Source organism: Mesorhizobium sp. B2-3-2 (assembly GCF_006442295.1).
GTDB lineage: Bacteria > Pseudomonadota > Alphaproteobacteria > Rhizobiales > Rhizobiaceae > Mesorhizobium.
Map to the genome: position 1 here is coordinate 385,598 of NZ_VFWA01000002.1, position 19,992 is coordinate 405,589.

A 19,992-nucleotide genomic window follows, 5' to 3' on the forward strand; every position below is an offset into this window, starting at 1 on the left:
CCGGGACTCCCGCGATGGTCGGGCGCCGATAGCGATCGCGCGGACTCGGTAGAAGTATCCCTATGCAGTGTCGCCGTGCGGTCGCCATCTGACCGCAGACGTGGGGCGAGACCGGCTGTGCCTACGCCTCCTCGGAAACTTCGCTCATCATGGACTTCAGCGGTTCCTCGCCGACATTGTCCTCGATCTGGTCGTGTCCAGGCGTGTCCGGCAGCGCCTTGCGGAAATTCCTTGCATAATCGGGCGGCATCCTGGGCGGCATCATCGGCTCATAGGCGTCCACCACCGCCTCGATAATCACCGGTCCCTGCGTGGCGAAGGCCGCCTCCAGCACACCCTCGACCTCTTCCGGCCGCGAGACGCTGTAGCCGATGCCGCCCATGGCCTCGGCGGCCATGGCGAAATCGATCGGCTGCAGCTCGCAGCCGAATTGCGGATTGCCAAGGAACATCATCTGCTCCCAGGCGATCTGGTTCAGCATGCCGTTCTTGAGCACGAGGACCTTGAGCGGAATGCCGTGCCGTACCGCGGTCGAGAATTCGCCGAGTTGCATGGCAAGCCCGCCATCGCCAACCACCGCGAAGATAGGGCGCCCCGGAAAGGCAATGCCGGCGGCAATCGCATAGGGAAGGCCGCAGGCCATAGAGGCGAGCGCTCCAGAAACCCCGAACGCCTGTCCGGCCTTCATGTCGATGTGCCTAGCAGCCATCTCGGTATTCTGTCCTGAATCGGCTGCCAGGATCGCGTTCTCGGGCATACGCCTGCCGAATGCCTTGACCACGAGTTGCGGCTTCAGCGGCACATCCGGCTTGGCTTCGGATAACGCCATCGCGTCGCGCCAGCGGGCCATTTCCCGCCGTGCCTTTTCCAGGAACGAGCGGTCGCTCTTGCGCTCGAGGCGTTCGTTGAGGAGGCGCAAGGTTTCGGCGGCATCGCCGACAAGTCCCGCCTCGACTGGATAGCGCAGGCCGATCCTCTGCGCGTCACGGTCGATCTGGACGCCGCGCGCCTTGCCGGGTTCGGGATAGTATTCGATGTAGGGAAACGTCGATCCGACAATCAGCAGGGCGTCGCATTCGTTCAGCGCATCCTGCGAGGCGCGGGTGCCGAGAATGCCGATGCCGCCGGTCGTATTCGGATGGTCGTCGGGCAGCACGGCTTTGCCGAGCAGCGCCTTCGCGACGGGTGCCGCCAGCAGGTCCGACGCGCGTTCGAGTTCTTCGCGTGCGCCGAGTGCGCCGCGCCCGGCCAGGATGGCGACCTTTTTTGCCGCGTTGAGAATCTCAACCGCCTGGTCGAGCTGGTCGGCGGCCGGAAGCCGGCTGCCTTCGAACCAGCGATCGGGGGTGTGCGAGGGCCGGTTTCGCTTCGAACGGTCCGCCTCGGGCAACTCGTTTTCCTGGACATCGCTGGCAATCGAGAGATGGGCGACGCCGCGCCGGGCAAGGGCCGAGCGGCAGGCGAGGCCGGCCAGGTTTTCCATATGGGCGGCATCGGAGACCTGTGCGTTGAAGATCGCGACGTCGTTGAAGGCGCGGGTCAGGTCGACGTCCTGCTGCGTGAAGGTCTCGATGAGGTCGTGGAACTGCATGCCGGTGATGGCAAGCACGGGAGCCTGGTCGAGCTTGGCGTCATAGAGCCCGGTCAGGAGGTGTGTGCCCCCCGGTCCCGAGGTGGCCAGGCAGACGCCCAACCTGCCGGTCCATTTGGCATAGGCGCACGCCATGAAGGCGGCAGATTCCTCGTGCCTGACCTGGACGAACCGGATGCGGTCCTGACGGGTGCGCAACGCCTCCATGATGCCGTTTATGCCGTCGCCCGGCAGGCCGAAGACGACCTCCACTTTCCAGTTGATCAGGGTATCGACGAGAATTTCGGCAGCGTTGGGCATGGCGGATTTCCTTCATTAAGCGCGACGGTTTCTAAAACCGTCCGCTTGAGGGGAGCTTCAGGAGTTCGTGTCGGAATCGAAACAGAGCTGCCGCACGTCCTCGGGCAGCGCCCATAAAACCTGTCGGCAAAACCATCGGTGGCGGGGAAAGTTTCATGCCCGGGTGAAATTTCCTGGCCCCAGCAGCTCTCCGCGAGGCGGTGTACCGGCCGGCCCGCATTTGCTACCCCACGATCACGACGGCCGGAGTGTCCGCAGCGTGATCGAATAGCGATGCTCCGTCAGAGGCGGTATGCTGTGCTCCCACTCGGTTCGGGAGGCGCCGGTCATCAGATATGCGGATCTCGGCTCGACGATAACGGTTTCGCGGTCCCATTTCGCACCGTTCCTGCGGCGCAGGCGGAAACTGCAAGCAGCCAACAGCGACACGCCGGCGACAATGCCGAAGTGCGGCTTGTCGCAATGCCATCCGATGCCGGCGCCCGGCCGATATTCGTTGATGAGGACCTGCACGAAATCGGTGGCAGGCCGGCCGGCAAAGCCGGCTACCTTGTCCCTCAAGGGCAGCAAGAAACCTGGTATGGGCGGCGCCTCCATTACCTGGCGCCGCTCATAGTCGTAGCGCAGGCCGAAGCCTGCCACGCGTCTATTGGCGAGATAGCCGTGGAAATCGAATGGCTGGAAGGACAGGCTCCCGAGCTCCCGCACCAGTTCAGCTTCCTGCGCTGGCGTGATCAGTTCGGGCCGGTAACGAAATCCTTCCGGCGAGCTGTCGGGCGCACCAAAGAGGTCGTCCTGGCGAGGGTCCGTGGGATTGCTGGATCCGGGCGATGGCATCGCCTTTAGATGGTGAAATCCGCGGCTGAGACAAGATTTCCCCGGCCGGCCGCGGGCGGCTCGCATTTCATGGGAACCTCGACCTCGCTGTCGGATTATTCAATGCGGGCGGGACGCATCGTATTTCACTAGCTTTGCCAAGGAGAAACTCGTGGGGGCAATGCGTAGCCAGCCTGAACAAGGAGAGCTCGATTTTATCGACCGTTACTGGCGGGCGGCGAATTTTCTGTCGGTCGGACAGATCTACCTGATCGACAATCCGCTGCTGAGAGAGCCGTTGCGGCCGGAGCATATCAAGCCTCGCCTGCTTGGCCACTGGGGCACCACGCCCGGCCTGAACTTCATCTACGCCCATCTCAACCGCATCATCCGGCAGCGGGATGCCGACGTGATCTACATCTGTGGCCCAGGCCATGGCGGACCGGGGATGGTCGCCAATACCTATCTCGAAGGGACCTACACCGAAATCTATCCCGAGGTCAGTCGCGACGAGGATGGGCTGCGCAAGCTCTTTCGCCAATTCTCCTTTCCGGGCGGCATCCCGAGCCATGCGGCCGCGGAAACACCGGGGTCGATCCACGAGGGCGGCGAACTCGGCTATGCGTTGGCTCATGCCTATGGCGCCGCTTTCGACAATCCCGGGCTCGTCGTCGCTTGCGTGATCGGCGACGGCGAGGCGGAAACGGGGGCGCTGGCAGCCTCCTGGCATTCGAACAAGTTCCTCAATCCAATCCATGACGGCGCTGTCCTGCCGATCCTTCACCTCAACGGCTACAAGATCGCGAACCCGACGGTGCTCGCGCGGATCGACCCACAGGAGTTGCGAAGCCTTCTGGCCGGGTACGGCTATGAACCTTTTTTCGTCGAGGGCGACGATCCGCCCGCGATGCACCGGCTGATGGCCGAAACACTCGATACGGTCTTCGATCGCATTGGCGAAATCCAGAGGGGAGCGCGCGAGACCGGCAGAGTGGATCATCGTCCTCGCTGGCCGATGATCGTGCTGGGAAGCCCGAAGGGCTGGACCGGCCCGAAGGAGCTGGACGGCAAGATGGTCGAAGGTTTCTGGCGCGCGCACCAGGTGCCGATCACCGATCCGCGAAACGATGCAGGCCATCTCGCAGCTCTGGAAAGTTGGATGCGCGGCTATCGGCCCGAGACGCTTTTCGATGAAGCGGGCAGGTTTCGGAACGAGCTCCAGGCTCTGGCGCCGGCCGGCGAGCGGCGCATGGGCAGCAATCCGCACGCCAATGGAGGGATGCTCAAGCAGGAATTGCGATTGCCGGACTTCCGCCGCTTCGCGGTGCCGGTACCGAAACCCGGCGGCGCAAGGGCCGAGGCGACGAAGCTCATGGGAGCATTCATCGAGGAGGTCGTACGGCTGAATGCCGATGCCCGCAATTTCAGGCTCATGGGGCCGGACGAAACATCGTCCAACAGGCTGGATGCGGTGTTCGACGCGACCGAGCGCGTCTGGATGGAAAGGATCGAGCCTTATGACGAGCATCTGGCGCGTGACGGCCGCGTCATGGAGGTGCTGAGCGAACATCTTTGCCAGGGCTGGCTGGAAGGATACCTGCTGACCGGCCGGCACGGCCTCTTCTCATGCTATGAGGCGTTTATTCACATAGTCGATTCCATGTTCAACCAGCACGCCAAATGGCTGAAGGTCTCGCGTGAACTTGCCTGGCGGCGGCCGATCGCGTCGCTCAACTATCTGTTGACCTCCCATGTGTGGAGGCAGGACCACAATGGCTTCAGCCACCAGGATCCCGGCTTCGTCGATCTCGTCGCCAACAAGAAGGCGGATATCGTGCGCATCTACTTCCCGCCGGACGCCAATACGCTGCTCTGGGTCACGGATCATTGCCTGCGAACCTACAATCGGGTCAACGTGATCGTTGCCGGCAAGCAGCCGGCTCCCCAGTGGCTGCCGATGGAGGACGCCATACGTCATTGCGAGGCCGGCATCGGGATCTGGGGTTGGGCGGGGACCGAGCGTGGAGGAGAGGATCCCGACGTGGTGATGGCCTGCGCGGGAGACGTGCCGACGCTGGAGACGCTCGCGGCTGTCGACCTTCTTCGCCGCGCGATACCGGATCTCGCGATACGGGTCGTCAATGTGATGGACCTGATGGCGCTGCAGCCCAAGGAGCAGCATCCACACGGCCTGGCGGACGCGGAATTCGACAGGCTGTTCACGACCGGCAGGCCGGTGGTTTTTGCCTATCACGGCTATCCCTATCTCATTCACCGGTTGACCTATAAACGGGCCAATCATGAGAATTTTCACGTGCGCGGTTTCAAGGAGGAGGGCACGACGACCACCCCGTTCGACATGGCGGTGCTAAACGAACTGGACCGCTTCCACCTTGCCATCGAGGCGATCGAGCGGGTTCCGGGGCTGAGCGCCAGGGCAGCGGATGCGAGGGCCCGATTTGCCGACGGCCTGAGCGAACACACGCGTTATGTCCGCGAACATGGCGAGGACATGCCCGAGATCCGGAACTGGGTCTGGCGCGACAGTGCGGGCGCGGCGGATGATTGAGGCCGCGCCCGCCTGGGAGCGCCGCTCGTGACCGGCGCAATACTCGCCCTCAATGCGGGCTCGTCCAGCCTGAAGTTCGGCCTGTTCGAAGCCGGATCAAGAGAGGGGCCAGTGCTCAGGCTGAGCGGCGCGTTCGAAGACCTGGACGACGGGCCAAGCCTCACCGCCAAGGACGCGTCGGGCAAATCCATTGTCAAACCCTCCGTCAAGCCCCCACGCCCGGCCGTAGAGGTTCTCCTGCGGGACTTGTTCGATGTCCTCGATCCGCATCTCGCGCAGGCTCCGCTGAGCGCGGTCGGGCATCGCATCGTCCATGGCGGCGAACGGTTTTCGGCTCCGGTCGTGCTGACCGGCGAAATCGTCGAGGCGCTCGACGCGCTGACACCGATGGCGCCGCTCCACCAGCCGGCCGGCCTAGCGCCGGTTCGCGCGATCTCCAAACTGCTGCCCGGCCTGCCCCAGATCGGTTGCTTTGACACCGCCTTTCACCGCACGCTGGAGCCGCCCGTCAACCGCTATGCGCTTCCGCGCGAGTTCGAGGAAAGCGGGATCCGCCGTTACGGCTTCCACGGCCTTTCCTACGAATTCGTCGCCGGCCAGCTGCAGGCGCTTTCGCCCGGACTCCTCGGCAAGCGTTGCGTGGTCGCGCATCTCGGCAGCGGATGCAGCCTGTGCGCCATGCGCGAAGGCAGAAGTCTCGACACCACCATGGGGTTCACCGCGCTTGACGGCTTGATGATGGCCACGCGGCCGGGCGCCATCGACCCCGGCGTGCTTCTCTACCTTCAGCAGGCGCGCGGCATGTCCGTGAATGAGTTGGAGACCTTGCTCTACCACAAGTCCGGCCTGCTCGGCGTTTCGGGAGTGTCGGCAGATGTGCGGACCTTGCTTGGCAGCAAGGATCCTCGTGCGGCAGAGGCAATCGATCTCTTCACGTTTCGGATCGCCCGCGAGATCGCGGCGGTGGGAGCCACGCTCCAGGGCTTCGAGGCGCTGGTGTTCACGGGAGGGATCGGAGAGCATTCCTGGCAGATCCGTGAAGCGGTTTGCGAGCGCCTGCGATGGCTGGACGTGTTGCTCGACCCGCATGCGAACCGGTCGGGAAAAGGGCGGATCACCGGCGAGGGCAGCGCGGTCGAGGTTTACGCAATCGCCACTAACGAAGAATTGATCATCGCCCGCCAGGTGCTGGCGACCGTGCCGATCTGACCGCTGAACTCGGTCCGCGGCGACCCGCCGGGACCATCAGGCAGGAACCTCCGGCCTTGGGGATTGTTTATGGACCAACCAAGAGTTGATATGGAAGGACTTCCTCATGGCAAGGGAGAATCCGGCTTCCACGGCCAGCATCGCCGGCCATCCCATCCATCCGATGCTCGTGCCCATCCCCATCGCCTGCTTCGTCGGCGCATTGCTGACAGACCTGAACTACTGGCGGACGGCGGAGATGATGTGGGCGAATTTCTCCGCCTGGCTGCTGACGGTCGGCGTGATCGTTGGCGTGCTGGCCGCCATTGCCGGCCTCACCGACTTCCTGGGCGATCGCCGGGTGCGCGCACATAAAACCGCGTGGCTGCACATGCTGGGCAATGCGCTGGCGCTCATACTCTCCTTCTTCAACATGCTCATACATACCCGTGATGCCTGGACCTCAGTCCTGCCGACAGGCCTGATCCTGTCGGCGCTGGTGGTACTCATCCTGATATTTACCGGCTGGCTGGGCTGGGCCCTTGTCTACCGCCACCACGTAGGAGTGGCCGATGAAACCGTTTGATCGATCCGGCAAGCGACGCGCTTATGGTACAGGGCTTGTGTTGCTTTGCTTTGCGACGCTCGGCGCCGCGGGCTGCAGCGACGATGCCGCCGACCCAAGCACTCAGATAGGCCCTAACCCGAATTTGCCGGAGATAAAGCAATATCTGTTCCCGCCGATGCATCTTGCATCCGTGGTCGGCTGGAAGAAGGATGAAACGCCAACGGTAGCGCAGGGCCTTCAGATCCATGCGCTGGCCACCGGGCTTCAGCATCCGCGCTCGCTCTACATCCTGCCGAACGGCGATGTGCTGGTCGTCGAATCGAAGGCCCCGCCGGAACCGCCAGCCAACCGGCCGAAGGATATCGTGATGGGCCTGATCGAATCGCTTGTCACCTCGGGCGGCGATACGGGACCAAGCAACCGCATCACCTTGCTGCGTGACAGCAATGGCGACGGCGTGCCTGACGTCCGGGATGTGTTCCTTGATCACCTGAATTCGCCCTTCGGCGTCGCCCTGGTGGGAAACGACCTCTACGTTGCCAACACCGACGCGATCATGCGCTACCCCTACAAGCCAGGCGACACCAAGATCACCGCGCCCGGCGTCAGGTTGACGGAATTGCCGGGCGGCCCGATCGATCATCATTGGACCAAAAGCCTCGTCGCCAGTCCGGACGGTTCGTTGCTCTATGTCGGCGTCGGTTCGAACAGCAACATCACCGAAAACGGCATCGGCGCGGAAAAGGACCGCGCCGCAATCTGGCAGGTGGACAGGGCCACTGGGCGATCACGCATTTTTGCCAGCGGATTGCGCAATCCGAACGGCTTGAGTTTCGAGCCGCAGACGGGAGCACTCTGGACCGTCGTCAACGAGCGCGACGAACTTGGGCCAAATCTGGTTCCAGACTACATGACATCGGTGAAGGACGGCGGCTTCTACGGCTGGCCGTACAGCTACTACGGCCAGCATGTCGATCCCCGAGTAATGCCGCAGCGCCCGGATCTGGTCGCCAAGGCGATCGTTCCCGATTATGCGCTGAGTTCGCATGTGGCACCGTTGGGCATGGCTTTCTACACGGGAACCAGCCTGCCGCAGACATATCGGGGCGGCGCCTTTGTCGGCGAGCACGGCAGTTGGGACCGTCCCGGGTTGAATGGCTATAAAGTCGTCTTCGTGCCATTCAGCGGTGGCCGACCGAGCGGCATGGCTCAAGACGTCGTCACAGGTTTCCTTAACGACCAGGAGGAGGCGCGTGGTCGGCCGGTCGGCGTTGCCATCGACAAAACCGGAGCGCTGCTGATCGCGGACGATGTCGGAAACACAGTGTGGCGCGTCACACCTTCGGGGTAATGATTGCCGCGTCAGGCATGTCGCTCTCCCGCCGGTCGGCCATCAAGCTCGGTCCGCCTTCGTCCCTTTGGCAGGATGGTCACGAAATATTACGTGAGGGAACGTCGGTGCTGAAATCTGCATTTTCCGGGGAGACAACTGTCGTCTCGAAGTTGGACTGAAGGAGAATTAGCATGCCCAATCAAGGTGGTAGCCACGAGCAACATGTGAAGGCGGGCCAGCAGAGCCACAAGAACACGGAAAACAAGAACCGCCAGCAGCAACAGGCCGCGGGCAACAATGAGCGGCAACAGGGCGACGGCTCCAACATGCGGGGCGGCTCGCACGAACAACATGTAAGAGCGGGCCAACAGAGCCACAAAAATCGCTAGAGGATTTCGGCCAGACGCTGACCTCTCATGACGTGAGAAGGCCCATCCCGAGGAATCGGGATGGGCCTATGTCTGCCCAGGTTCAAGATCAGTCCGCGGGAGCAGTGTAACGGCGGCCAATGGCTTCGGCGATGGCGGCGCGGCTCTCCTGCATATCCGTGCCGGTATCCGCTTCTATGTCCGCCACCTCGTCGGCGAGGTTCTCGTCCTTGATCTTGTTGCGGAACCATTCCGAATAATCGCCGGCGCGCAGGTGATGTTCCCAGGTGCGATCGTCGATGCCTTCGGCGATGTGAAGGAACATCATCAGGTTCTGCGCTTTCAGGTTAAGCGCTCCGTCCGGCCCCCGGAAATAGAAGCTGTTGTCGCCAAGGTCGCCCTCGGCATATTTGCGCATGTGCCGCTTGCGAACCTGGCGGGGCCGTTCGACCTTGACCGTCCTGATCGGCTCGCCCGACGATCGTTTCCAGAACAGGACTTCGTCCTTAGGAGGCGGCACGGCGCCGTCGGGAACGTCGATGCCGAGCGTGGCACAAAAGCTTCCGACGATCTTGTCGGCTTCCGGTCCAAGCGCCAGAACGGTTTCGACGCCAGCCAGTACGTCGCGCGAAACCAGATCGGGGTGCACGGTGATCAGGATGGTCGCGGGGAGGGTCTTGGGCAGCGCGAAAGACGCGCCGTCGCGGGCCCGGGGCAAAAGATGATGCGCCTCATCGATGATCAGCCAATGCGGTCGGCCGGTGCGCGCGCGAATGCTGGCCATGTCCGGCAGCAGCTTGGCAAAATTGCCAGGCCGTTCGGCGGTCTTCAGCCCCAGCATGTTGACAGCGACATTGTTGGTTGGCTTGGACAGAAGATCGAAGACCTCACGCGAGATCGGCGGGGTCTTGGCGTCGCCAACCACCACCACATTCTCGAGTTCCTGGTAGTCGCCTTCGGGGTCGAGAACGCAAAACTGAAACCCCTTCTCGACAAAGCGCTCGGTCAACGCGGTGGCAAGCGTGGATTTGCCGATACCGGACGTGCCGGCCAGCAGCACGCCGCCGCCATGCGGTGAAAGGTGCACCTGCGCGCCCGCTCTGTCGGTTCCCACCTCCACGTGTTGGCGAGCCGTCTCCACGAAGCCGGCATCGCCCGATATGAGCTGTTCGATCAGTTCCACCACGCCGGCACCTCGAGGGCTGGCTGTGACGAAATCCGCCGTCTCCTTAACGGTCGGCAATGCGTTGGCTACGGCGACGCCGAAGCCGACGGCGCGCAGGAATGCATGGTCGTTCTCGGCATCGCCGACGCCGACGACGTTATGGGCGGAAAACCCCAATTCCTCGAGCGCGCAGGCAAGGCCGGTGGCCTTGTTGACCCCGCTTGGCAACACCATCACCGCGCCCTTGTTGAAGATGATCTCGAGCTCAAGTCCAAGCTCCTTGATCTCCGCCAGCACGGCGGCTTCCTGTGGTTCCCAGGTGGCCACGACGCAGCGTCCGACCGACAGCGGCGCGACCCCGCGACGTTTCAGCCGGTCGACAAATTCAGCCGGGGGCGCCGGCGCCAAAAGCCGTTCCTTCTTCGAAGCGGGCGTATAGAGCAGCGCGCCGTTTTCGGCGACCACCCTGTCGAAGATATCGAGTGCCGGAAAGACCCGCTCGAGATCGGCAAGCTCGCGGCCGGTCACCATGATCAGCTTGCGGCCCGTCTGCTTCAGCCGTTCGAGCGCGGCATAGGTCGCATCGGAGACGGCCCCGTCTTCGGCGAGCGTGCCGTCATAGTCTGTCGCTAGGGCAAGAACATACATCCTGGATATCGTCTGCGCTTGAAACCAGACACCCCGATCGCCCGAAGGCAGCTTCGGCTGGTCCGGGCTAACGGCGCCGGATGGCGTTGGTTCCAATGCAGGAAACGGTCCCCGCAACATGCGGAAACCCGAGGTCCTGCGGGTGATTTTGCCCGCCGCCACCGGATTTTCCCCAGCCGTGACGCGACGATGGCGGAACCAGGCAAGGTCCCCGCTGTTAACAACGCGGGCGATCAATCGGTTGCCGATGTGTGGGAGCCATGCGTGTCATGACCAACGATCCGTTGCCGGGAACTGTTCCGGCATCCCTTCCCACGATCGATGCAAAGGCCGCGCCGACGCTCAAGAACGCCGAGGCCGAGGTGTTCTATACCGAGGCCATTCGCGAACTCGCCGCCACCGACATTCCTTTCCTTGTCGCCGGAACCTATGCGGTAAGCGCCTACACCGGCGTCATTCGTCAGACGAAGGATCTCGACATCTTCTGCAAGGCAGGCGACTACGCGCGCATCCTGGCTCATTTCAAACAACTCGGCTACGCGGTCGAGATCGAGGACGACCGATGGCTTGGAAAGGTCTTCAAGGGTACGCATTTCTTCGACATCATATTCGCCTCCGCGAACGGAACGGTGCCGGTAAGCGACCAGTGGCTGGAGCATGCCCGCCAAACCGAACTGTTGGGAAGCCGGGTGAGGATCATCAGCCCGACCGAGCTCATATGGTCCAAATGCTTCATCCAGGACAGAGGGCGCCATGATGGCGCGGACATCGCCCATACGATCCTCAAGGCGCAGGACCAGATCGACTGGCACAGGCTTCTGTCCTACCTGGAAGTCCACTGGGAAGTGCTGCTGATGCAGCTTCTCAGTTTCAGATGGATCTATCCGAGCGAGCGCGACCGCATCCCCGCGTGGCTGCTTGACGAACTGCTCGACCGTCTTGCCAAGCAACGTCAATTGCCTTCCCCCAGAATGAAGATCTGCCGCGGCCGCCTGCTTTCGCAAACCGACTACGAAATCGACGTCAAGGAATGGGGTTTTGCCGGCGTCGGCGGTACAGGAGAATTTCGCGATGGCTGAACGGGCCGAAAACGCTGCGGCGATGGATAGCAACACTACACTCAAGGTGGCAGCCGTTGGCGACCTGCATGTGAAGGAGGACGTCCAGACGTCGTATCGCGATCTCTTCAGCGAGATGTCACGCGAGGCCGATATCCTCGTCCTTCCAGGCGATCTGACCAATCTGGGCAAACCCCGCGAGGCCGAGATCCTCGCCGAAGACCTGCGCGCCTGTTCCATCCCGGTGGTCGGCGTGCTCGGCAACCACGATTATGAATCCGGAGCGGTCGAGGACGTCGCGGAAATCCTACGTCAAGCGGGCGTCCATCTCCTCGACGGGCAGACGACGGAAATAGAGGAGGTCGGCTTCGTCGGCGTGAAGGGGTTCGTCGGAGGGTTTGGGTCACGCATGCTCGGCTCCTTCGGCGAGCCGGCCATCAAGTCAATGGTCGCCGAGAGCGTCAGCGAGGCGATGCGGCTTGAGAACGCGATGCGCCAGGTTCGCGCAAAACGCACACTTGTCATTCTGCACTACGCTCCGATCGTCGAGACCATCGCCGGCGAGCCCTTGGAGATATTTCCGTTTCTGGGCTCGTCGCGGCTGGCGGAAACGATCGACCGGTTCCAGGTCAGTGCTGTCGTCCACGGCCATGCGCATCGGGGAAGCTATGAGGGCCGCACGCCGGGCGGGGCGAGGGTCTACAACGTCGCCATGCACGTCTCCAAACCGACCGGCCGACCATATGCCTTGCTTGAAATCTGACGGAGTGGGACGCCGTCCCGACGATCAGCTTACCGCTTTGATCGATTTGGCCAATTCTTCGAGCTTGTGCGGATCGTTGCCGTGACGGCGCACGAGCTCGCGTGCCTGATTCGACGGCAGATCGGCTGTTGCCGCCAGTTGCCGGACCTGTTCACTGTCGACCGCGACCTGCGGCAAGTTGCTGCCGGAAATTCTCTCGTCACCAGCCATCGTCTTTCTCCTCGATCGATTGTCGAGAGAACGGATTGGAAAACCGTCCGGTTCCGAAAGACACGGCTGAAGTCGATCGCGGATGCGATCGACAGCGCGTCACCTCCATGGAACAAATGACGCCGGCCAGGAGTTGCGTCCCGAATGAAGGGAGGTGATCCCGTGCCAAACCCAGGAAAACCAGATCCCAATCGCGACGTGCCGATGCCGGCGCCGACCTGGAAGCCGGAACCGATCGAGGAGCCGGATCCGGAGCAACTTCCGGACGAGACGCCTTTGCCCAATCCCGACGAGAACGAAGAGTCGCCGATGCATGCCGGGAGCCGCGTCGTCTGACCGTGCGACGCGTGAGATCCTGATCCCGGGTGGCAATGGAACGTCTCGTGCCAGCTCCATCGTCCCTTCATCGTGTTTCCATTGCAACTATGGCAAGGGGCGCATCAAGCAAAGGAGAACATCATGAAAGTTGGCAACTGCATGACGCAAGGCGTTCAGGTCGCCAGTCCGGACCAGACCCTACGGGAGGCCGCCGCCGCCATGGCCAGCCTCGATGCCGGGGCTCTGCCCGTAGGCGAGGACGACCGACTGGTCGGAATGATTACCGATCGCGACATCGCCGTCCGTGGCGTCGCCCAGGGCAGGGGGCCTGATACCCGGGTGCGCGAAGTGATGAGTGCCGAGATCAGGTACTGTTACGACGACGAGGAGATCGAAGACGTGCTCCAGCAGATGGGGGACCTTCAGGTTAGGCGGCTGCCGGTGATCAACCGTGAAAAACGGCTGGTTGGCATCATCTCGCTTGGCGATCTCACGAAGAATGGCGAGGCCGCCCGAGCCGGCGAAGCGCTGAACGGCATCTCGCAGGCAGGCGGCGCGCATTCGCAGACGGCGCACTGACTATCGCCGACATGGCGAGGTTCGCCGCCCGCGGAACGCGGGCGGCGGTGGATGTTCAGCGATCGATCTCTCCAAAGACGATGTCGAGGGAGCCGATGATCGCGGAGACGTCGGCGATCATGTGCCCCCGGGACAGATAGTCCATCGCCTGCAGGTGCGCGAAGGACGGCGCGCGAATCTTGCACCGGTAAGGAACATTGCCCCCGTTCGAAATCAGATAGACGCCGAATTCGCCTTTCGGCGCCTCGACGGCGGCATAGACCTCGCCTTCGGGCACGTGATGGCCTTCCGTGTAAAGTTTGAAATGGTGAATGGTCGCTTCCATGGAGCGTTTCATCTCCGCGCGGCGCGGGGGCGTGATCTTCCGGTTGGGAATTGCCACCGGTCCCTGGCCTTGCGGCGACCGCAGCTTGTCAAGACATTGCCTCATGATCCGGACCGACTGGCGCATCTCCTCCATTCGCACGAGATAGCGGTCATAGCAGTCGCCGTTCTTGCCGATGGGAATATCGAAATCCATCTGCGGGTAGCATTCGTAAGGCTGCGCCTTGCGCAAATCCCATGCCGCGCCCGACCCCCGCACCATTACGCCGGAAAATCCCCAAGCCCAGGCATCGTCGAGACCGATGACGCCGACGTCGACATTGCGTTGCTTGAAGATGCGGTTTTCGGTGAGCAGCTCTTCGAGATTGTCGCAGACCTTGAGGAACGGATCGCAGAAATCCCAGATGTCGTCCAACAGGTCCGGTGGAAGATCCTGATGTACGCCGCCGATCCTGAAATAGTTGGCATGCATGCGGGCGCCCGACGCGCGTTCATAGAACACCATCAGTTTCTCGCGTTCGGCGAAACCCCACAGCGGCGGCGTGAGGGCGCCGATATCCATCGCCTGCGTGGTGACATTGAGCAGATGGGACAGCAGCCGGCCGATCTCGCAATACAGCACGCGGATGAGCTGGCCGCGCTGTGGAACCGAGATCTGGAGCAGTTTCTCCGCCGCCAGGCAGAAGGCGTGCTCCTGATTCATGGGCGCCACATAGTCAAGCCTGTCGAAATAGGGCAGGGCCTGCAGGTAGTTCTTGTACTCGATCAACTTCTCCGTGCCTCGGTGGAGTAGCCCGATATGCGGATCGACGCGTTCGACGACTTCACCATCGAGTTCGAGCACCAGCCGCAGGACGCCATGCGCCGCAGGGTGCTGCGGTCCGAAGTTTATCGTGAAATTGCGGACCGTCGCGTCAGCCATGACGCCCTCCTTCGACCTTTGCCGCCTGGCTGCGGAGCTGGGATATCCGCCCCGGCATCGGGTGCTGACCCATGCCGTCAGGTCGTGGTCTGGATGATCAGCGTCAGCGTGCCGTCGCCGTCAATGTTGGCCGCCACGACTTCGGAGGCATCAAGCCCATTCGCGGCCAGCACCGACGAGGCTTCCGGCGATGCGCTGACCGAGCTCTGCAGGACGTGAAGGTCTTCCTGGCTGGTCTGGGCAACCACGGTCTCGACCTTGGCCTTGAGGTCGGGGGGTAAGTCCGCCAATGCGACGATGGCTACGTTGGTGAATGTCTGTCCGGCGATGCCCTGGTCGGGACCGGTCTGATCAGGCACGGCTTCCGGTGCCGGTGCGGCTGGGGGAAGAGGCGCGTTTTGGGACTGTGCATGGGCAGGCAAAGCCAAAGCGAACGCCGCCAGGATGATGATCGTCTTGTTCATGATGTTTCCTTCCTTGTTCGAGGAGGATCGATCGGGATGCCGCGCGACAGGAACTGCCGAATGCAGCCATCGCCTCGAACAGCGTTGCGTGTTCAAAGCGCGAAGCCCGGATTTGTTCCGGCTCCAGTCGAATCCGGAGCCAGGGACAAGACGCAACCGGTTCCGCTGCCTGCCTATGGTCAGGGGCCTTTGTCGCTGGTCGCCTCAAACCGTTCGATGTCGTAGCGCGGACTGATCCGCGCCAGTATCTCGACGGACGGCTTGGCCGCATCGGGCTGTTTCCAGCTCAGCTCGAAGGAGAATATGAAACGGCCGCGCTCGATGTCGTGCTGCATTCCGAGAAAGCGCCAGCGATAGCCCAGCGGTTGAACCAATGGATCGAGGTCAGGCGGAACGCCGTTCGCCGACGAGATCGCCAGGATCGCATGATGGGTGCGTGGGATCCACAGATCGACCTGCTTCAGCACCTGAAGCGTTATCAACGTCAAAACCGTCCCCGCTGTGCCAAGTGCCAGTTGGCCGCCGCCGAAGGCGAGGCCGATTGCGGTCAGGACCCACAAGGTGGCGGCCGTGGTGACACCTGTCACGAAATCGCCGCGGCGGAGAATGGCTCCGCCGCCAATGAAGCCAACGCCCGTCAGCACGCCCAGCGGAAAACGCAGCACGTCCATCACACTGAACGAATCCGCATCCTTGCCGCCCACCTCGAGCAGGATATTGGCCTGCATCATCGCGATCGCGGCCGCCAGGCCGACGAGGATGGTGGTTCTTAGCCCGGCGGTGTGGCCGCGGGCTTCCCTGTTCATTCCGATGATCACGCCGGCAACAAAAGCAAGAGCCAGGCGCAGGGCGAGGTCGGTCAAGGTTGGATGAAGCGGCATGGTCACAGCGGGGACGACTCACGCAATGGGCTCGTTCTCCAACACCGCGAAGCGTTCGATGGTTCCCACGGTGGAAGGCGAAGCTTCTTGTCGGGTTTCAGGCAACCCACGGCGACCGGGTGCGTTTGGCACAGAACGCACTCGGGAGATCTTTCCATGCCGCTCACCGCCTTTGCGCTCAATTGCACCTTGAAGGCCTCCGACGACGCCGAGAGATCGTCCACGGACCGCCTGCTGGCGGATCTGCTGGCGGCGATGGTGCCGCATGGGGTTCGGGGCGAAATCGTTCGCGCGCTTGACCATGAGATCAAACCCGGCGTGCTGTCGGACATGGGCGAGGGAGACGGATGGCCACAGCTCCGCAGGAAGATCCTCGAGGCCGACATCTTCGTGCTGGGCTTGCCCATCTGGCTCGGCCAGCCTTCGAGTGTCGCCAAGCGCGTCCTGGAACGAATGGATGCGTTTCTATCGGAGACCGACAAACAAGGCCGGATGCCGGCCGCCGGCAAGATCGCGATCGTGGCGATCGTCGGCAATGAAGACGGCGCCCATGCCTGCCATGCAGCGTGCTTTCAGGCGCTAAACGACGTCGGCTTCACGATTCCTGCCAATGGCGGCGTGTATTGGGTTGGGCAGGCTATGGGCGACGTCAACTATGTCGACCTGCCCGGAACGCCGGAAGCCGTGGTCGAGATGATCGAAATGACGGCTTCGAATGCGGCCCATCTGGCTACCGTGCTGAAGGAAAGGCAGTATCCCGGCGTGAGAAAGTGAAGAGATTTTCGTGGCGGCACGGAGTGCCCGTTGCCCTGACACCATCGTCCACTCGATGGTTGCCGGTTGGCGTCCTCTTGTGTCACGTCTCGTCAAAAGGCCCGCCTCGCCTGGCCAGATCGCGCGATATGGCACCTTCCTCTTCGTCGTCGGGCAACGCCTCGTCGCTGTTCTGGTAGGCGTTGTCATCGTCCTCTTCCGGCAGGTCCCCTTCCTTCTCGACGTCGACGACGGCGTCGACATTGTCGGACACCTTGTCTGGAAGAACCCTGCCGCCCTTGATTGCATCCCAGTCCGCCTGCTGGATTGCCGGGGCTTCAGTTTCGTCCCGTTGTTCGGATCGTTGCTTCTTGCGCGGTTCCATCTCATGTCTCCGATGTGAACGGGGTGCCTCATGTGGCCCCTTTGTCGCCAGTGCGTCGCTTTCCGCCGTCGGCTATCCTGATGGGTCGTGGAATCGGAAAGGCTAACGGATAACCGCCGACCCGGCCCGTTGTTCCTCTCAGTGGGAGAGGTTGGTGTTTCGCCGCGGGCCTGGGATGCCGCATCGCGGGGCAGCCGCCGCATTCGCGCAACCAATCCCGTATTACCTCGTTTTGCCTTTGAGACCGCCCTTGATCGAACTGTACCGATTGGAAACCTCAGAGACACTCAGATGAACCCCTCAGCCGAGCCCCGATCACCGTCGGGAAACAATCTCCATATTCAGCCTTTCCATGGAACGGTGACCGTCAGATTCTCCGACGCCATCATCGCCTCCACCGAACATGCACTGCAGGTCCAGGAAAGGGGGAGGGATCCTGTGTTCTACATCCCGTTCCAGGATATCTATTTCGACCTGCTCGAGAAAACCGATACCACCTCGATATCGCCAAAAGGCACTGCGAGCTATTGGCGCGTGCATGCCGTTGGCGGATCGGCGGATGATTTCATGTGGGCGTATGAAGAGCCGGAGGCGCCTGTCCGGATGCTTGCTCGCCACGCCGCCTTCGATCCCGGCAAGGCTCGCATAGACGCCGATCCCGCTGAAGACGAGCGCCATACGCCTCACATCGTGGAATAGCAGGGCGCCGCGGCCCAGGTCGCCTTCACGCTGCGCCGTCTTCGTCGAGAACGCGCAGGCCCTCTTCAAATTTCGCGATGGGAATCCCGGCCTGCCGCGCTTGCCACAGGTTGTCGGCCAGATCGGCACGCTTGACCGGTCGCGCCAGGAGATTTGACGCAGCCCTGCGCACGAAAGCGATTTCATTCTCGCCACGCCTCTTCGTCAGTGCATCGACCGCGGCGACAATCGAGGGACCAAAGCCTGCGGATTTCAGCCTCGTCCTTGTCCAGCCCTCCCCTTTTTCGAGGACGTCATGCAGATAAGCCACGATCTTCTGGTCAAGGGTTTCGACGGCGTCGACCACGCGCCTGCAGTGCTCGATATAGGGTTGCCCGGTCTTGTCGGTCTGCGATCGATGCGCGTCCTCGGCAATCTTGGCCGCCCGGTAGAGCATGCTCATTGCCAGCCTCCCTTCATTCGATCTGTTCGAAGCGGCATTGCCGCGGCGCCTTATCCGGCCGCCATCGCAACAGTTTGGTTCCATGGCGAAACCGATTGCCGGTGACATGATCGAAACGGACTTCGACAACCAACTCCGGCAGCACGGGCTCCCATTCCCCGCTGCGTTCGGTGCTCCAGCGGCTCGGCCCACCGGGAGCCTTGCCGGTGAAGCCGGGTCCGCCTCGCAGTTTCTCGAGCTTCGCGGTAATTTCCGTCCTGTCGTCCTTGCCGATCGTCGACGTAAACCCGACATGGTCGAGCTTGCCGTGGTCGTCATAGAGTCCAAGCAGCAGGGATCCGACCTGGCTGCTGCCCGTAAGATAGCGGAACCCGCCGACGACACAGTCCGCCGTGCGCAGCCGCTTGACCTTGATCATGGCGCGCTCGCCCGGCCGATAGGGGTCCGTCAGCAGTTTGGCGACAACTCCATCGGTGGAGCCGTGGCCGGCCTCGCCCAGCCAGCGTCTGGCGGTGGTCACGTCGGTGGTGCGCGGCGACAACCGCAACGAGGAAACGCCCGACCCCGTGACGAAGCGCTCGATCGCGGCCCGTCGTTCCGTCAAGCTCTTGTCGAGCATGATCCCGCCATCCGGATCGGCGAGAATGTCGAACAGGACGAGATGGGCCGGGGTCTGCGCGCTCAGCATGCGAATCCTGCTTTCAGCAGGGTGAAGCCGCATCTGCAAGGCCTCGAAGGAGGGATCGCCATTCACTTCGATGACGATCTCGCCGTCGACAACGAAAGACTTTGTATCGAGATCGCGCAACAGTGTCGTTATTTCCGGAAAATACCGGCCAAGCGGCTTGCCGGACTTGGCCCTGAGATCGACGCTTGCGGCGCCTTTGAAGGCCAGGCAGCGGAATCCGTCCCACTTCGGCTCATACTGCCAGAGACCGTCGCCCGGCAGCGCGTCGGCCGCCTTGGCCTCCATGGGGCGGGTATCCAAAGGCAGCGGAAAAGCAGCGGCCACGGCCTCTACCACCGCTCTTCGGCGTCGTGGTGCGGCAGGTCCACACCGCAGCATGTCCATCCGAGCCGTTGCGCGGATCCGTAGTTGTATTGTGGCTCAAGATCGGCGGGATGATCGAAGGTTCCGACATGCAGGGCGATTTCATCCGGCGATGCATCATAGGCCAACGCGATGGGCGATCCGCAGTCGCGGCAGAAACTTCTTTGTGCGATGGGCGATGACCGGCGGCAGAAAGGCTGGTTGGAAAGCCATTGCAAGCTGGCTGAAGGGACCCAGGCCAGGACTGCAAACGCGCTGCCAGTCGAGCGTCGGCACATGTCGCAGTGGCAATAGTGAGCGCGCGGCTTGGAGATGGTGCGATAGCGGACATTGCCGCACAGGCATCCCCCGGTTCGTTCTCTCATTTCTTGCAGCGCGACCATTGCCGATCTCTCGAACCTCGATGCTGGTCAACGTTCCACCGATGATGTGGTTTCCGAAAGCCCGAGGGAACGAGTTTCGTTGCCTCGCGTTTGGTCGGTACTCCAGAAACCGGGGACCAGCGTAAGGATGTCGACTTGAACGGAACCCGTATCCGGCTGGCATGTGCGTTCGGGTATCCGTCCCGGGCCGCCTTCTGCCGGCTCGACGCCGGAC

Annotated in this window: 22 protein-coding genes; 11 read left to right on the plus strand and 11 right to left on the minus strand. The window is 62.4% G+C overall.

All coding sequences use genetic code 11. From position 1 onward, the window contains the following. Positions 1-121: 121 nt before the first annotated feature. The gene (locus tag FJ964_RS07080) at positions 122-1,891 is read right to left on the minus strand and encodes a thiamine pyrophosphate-dependent enzyme (protein WP_140549721.1); all 1,770 of its coding nucleotides are present in this window, start codon (positions 1,889-1,891) and stop codon (positions 122-124) included. Positions 1,892-2,125: 234 nt separating this feature from the next. Next, positions 2,126-2,728 (minus strand): alpha-ketoglutarate-dependent dioxygenase AlkB, encoded by a 603-nt coding sequence (locus tag FJ964_RS07085; protein ID WP_140549722.1) that lies wholly within the window; start codon positions 2,726-2,728, stop codon positions 2,126-2,128. Between the two features lie 160 nt (positions 2,729-2,888). Here FJ964_RS07085 and FJ964_RS07090 point away from each other — a divergent pair, with 160 nt between their 5' ends. The 5 genes from FJ964_RS07090 (at position 2,889) to FJ964_RS07110 (ending at position 8,754) form a co-directional block, all read left to right on the plus strand. Next, the gene (locus FJ964_RS07090) at positions 2,889-5,276 is read left to right on the plus strand and encodes a phosphoketolase family protein (protein WP_140550003.1); all 2,388 of its coding nucleotides are present in this window, start codon (positions 2,889-2,891) and stop codon (positions 5,274-5,276) included. A gap of 27 nt (positions 5,277-5,303) precedes the next feature. Beyond that, positions 5,304-6,485: an acetate/propionate family kinase gene (locus FJ964_RS07095; protein WP_140549723.1), complete on the plus strand. Its 1,182-nt coding sequence runs from the start codon at positions 5,304-5,306 to the stop codon at positions 6,483-6,485. A gap of 106 nt (positions 6,486-6,591) precedes the next feature. Beyond that, on the plus strand, positions 6,592-7,050 hold the full coding sequence (locus FJ964_RS07100; RefSeq protein ID WP_140549724.1) for a DUF2231 domain-containing protein: 459 nt from the start codon (positions 6,592-6,594) through the stop codon (positions 7,048-7,050). Continuing rightward, positions 7,037-8,383, plus strand: a complete 1,347-nt coding sequence (locus tag FJ964_RS07105) for a sorbosone dehydrogenase family protein (protein WP_140549725.1) — start codon at positions 7,037-7,039, stop codon at positions 8,381-8,383. The genes FJ964_RS07100 and FJ964_RS07105 overlap by 14 nt, the downstream gene beginning before the upstream one ends. 173 nt (positions 8,384-8,556) lie before the next feature. After that, positions 8,557-8,754 (plus strand): hypothetical protein, encoded by a 198-nt coding sequence (locus FJ964_RS07110; RefSeq protein ID WP_140496155.1) that lies wholly within the window; start codon positions 8,557-8,559, stop codon positions 8,752-8,754. 88 nt (positions 8,755-8,842) lie between these two features. Here FJ964_RS07110 and FJ964_RS07115 read toward each other — a convergent pair whose 3' ends face one another. Further along, the gene (locus FJ964_RS07115) at positions 8,843-10,546 is read right to left on the minus strand and encodes an HAD family hydrolase (RefSeq protein ID WP_140549726.1); all 1,704 of its coding nucleotides are present in this window, start codon (positions 10,544-10,546) and stop codon (positions 8,843-8,845) included. A 269-nt stretch (positions 10,547-10,815) separates the two neighbouring features. Here FJ964_RS07115 and FJ964_RS07120 point away from each other — a divergent pair, with 269 nt between their 5' ends. Beyond that, positions 10,816-11,625, plus strand: coding sequence for a nucleotidyltransferase family protein (locus tag FJ964_RS07120; RefSeq protein WP_140549727.1), 810 nt, complete (start codon positions 10,816-10,818; stop codon positions 11,623-11,625). Then, entirely contained in the window at positions 11,618-12,367 is a 750-nt protein-coding gene (locus FJ964_RS07125; protein WP_140549728.1) for a metallophosphoesterase, read from the plus strand. Before FJ964_RS07120 ends, FJ964_RS07125 begins: the two co-directional genes overlap by 8 nt. Before the next feature lie 24 nt (positions 12,368-12,391). Here FJ964_RS07125 and FJ964_RS07130 read toward each other — a convergent pair whose 3' ends face one another. Then, positions 12,392-12,577, minus strand: coding sequence for a hypothetical protein (locus FJ964_RS07130; protein WP_140549729.1), 186 nt, complete (start codon positions 12,575-12,577; stop codon positions 12,392-12,394). A gap of 162 nt (positions 12,578-12,739) precedes the next feature. Here FJ964_RS07130 and FJ964_RS07135 point away from each other — a divergent pair, with 162 nt between their 5' ends. Continuing rightward, positions 12,740-12,913 (plus strand): hypothetical protein, encoded by a 174-nt coding sequence (locus tag FJ964_RS07135; RefSeq protein WP_140496150.1) that lies wholly within the window; start codon positions 12,740-12,742, stop codon positions 12,911-12,913. Positions 12,914-13,036: 123 nt separating this feature from the next. Further along, complete coding sequence (locus FJ964_RS07140) at positions 13,037-13,474, plus strand: CBS domain-containing protein (protein ID WP_140549730.1); 438 nt, start codon at positions 13,037-13,039, stop codon at positions 13,472-13,474. A 55-nt stretch (positions 13,475-13,529) separates the two neighbouring features. Here the strand turns inward: FJ964_RS07140 and FJ964_RS07145 are convergent, their stop codons facing one another. The 3 genes from FJ964_RS07145 to FJ964_RS07155 all read right to left on the minus strand — a co-directional run bounded on the left by FJ964_RS07145 (position 13,530) and on the right by FJ964_RS07155 (position 16,065). Beyond that, the gene (locus FJ964_RS07145) at positions 13,530-14,720 is read right to left on the minus strand and encodes an NADH-quinone oxidoreductase subunit D (RefSeq protein WP_140549731.1); all 1,191 of its coding nucleotides are present in this window, start codon (positions 14,718-14,720) and stop codon (positions 13,530-13,532) included. Between the two features lie 77 nt (positions 14,721-14,797). Continuing rightward, complete coding sequence (locus FJ964_RS07150) at positions 14,798-15,184, minus strand: hypothetical protein (protein WP_140549732.1); 387 nt, start codon at positions 15,182-15,184, stop codon at positions 14,798-14,800. Positions 15,185-15,363: 179 nt separating this feature from the next. Then, a complete protein-coding gene (locus FJ964_RS07155) occupies positions 15,364-16,065 on the minus strand; it encodes an MgtC/SapB family protein (protein ID WP_140549733.1) in 702 nt (233 codons plus the stop codon). Positions 16,066-16,221: 156 nt separating this feature from the next. On the opposite strand from FJ964_RS07155, the gene FJ964_RS07160 reads away from it, so the two are divergent. Beyond that, positions 16,222-16,839, plus strand: a complete 618-nt coding sequence (locus tag FJ964_RS07160) for an NAD(P)H-dependent oxidoreductase (RefSeq protein WP_140549734.1) — start codon at positions 16,222-16,224, stop codon at positions 16,837-16,839. An 82-nt stretch (positions 16,840-16,921) separates the two neighbouring features. Here FJ964_RS07160 and FJ964_RS07165 read toward each other — a convergent pair whose 3' ends face one another. Then, the gene (locus FJ964_RS07165) at positions 16,922-17,203 is read right to left on the minus strand and encodes a hypothetical protein (RefSeq protein ID WP_140549735.1); all 282 of its coding nucleotides are present in this window, start codon (positions 17,201-17,203) and stop codon (positions 16,922-16,924) included. Positions 17,204-17,290: 87 nt separating this feature from the next. On the opposite strand from FJ964_RS07165, the gene FJ964_RS07170 reads away from it, so the two are divergent. After that, on the plus strand, positions 17,291-17,902 hold the full coding sequence (locus tag FJ964_RS07170) for a DUF427 domain-containing protein (protein ID WP_318023190.1): 612 nt from the start codon (positions 17,291-17,293) through the stop codon (positions 17,900-17,902). Positions 17,903-17,927: 25 nt separating this feature from the next. On the opposite strand, the gene FJ964_RS07175 is transcribed toward FJ964_RS07170, so the two are convergent. From FJ964_RS07175 to FJ964_RS07185, 3 genes are read right to left on the minus strand one after another with little or no spacing between them, the layout of a single operon-like run. Then, positions 17,928-18,344, minus strand: coding sequence for an HD domain-containing protein (locus tag FJ964_RS07175; protein WP_140549736.1), 417 nt, complete (start codon positions 18,342-18,344; stop codon positions 17,928-17,930). Positions 18,345-18,357: 13 nt separating this feature from the next. Then, positions 18,358-19,410 carry an ATP-dependent DNA ligase gene (locus FJ964_RS07180; RefSeq protein WP_140550005.1) on the minus strand — a complete coding sequence of 351 codons (1,053 nt, stop codon included), beginning with the start codon at positions 19,408-19,410 and terminating at the stop codon, positions 18,358-18,360. Then, positions 19,362-19,778 (minus strand): GFA family protein, encoded by a 417-nt coding sequence (locus tag FJ964_RS07185; RefSeq protein WP_140549737.1) that lies wholly within the window; start codon positions 19,776-19,778, stop codon positions 19,362-19,364. The genes FJ964_RS07180 and FJ964_RS07185 overlap by 49 nt, the downstream gene beginning before the upstream one ends. Between the last annotated feature and the right edge of the window lie 214 nt (positions 19,779-19,992).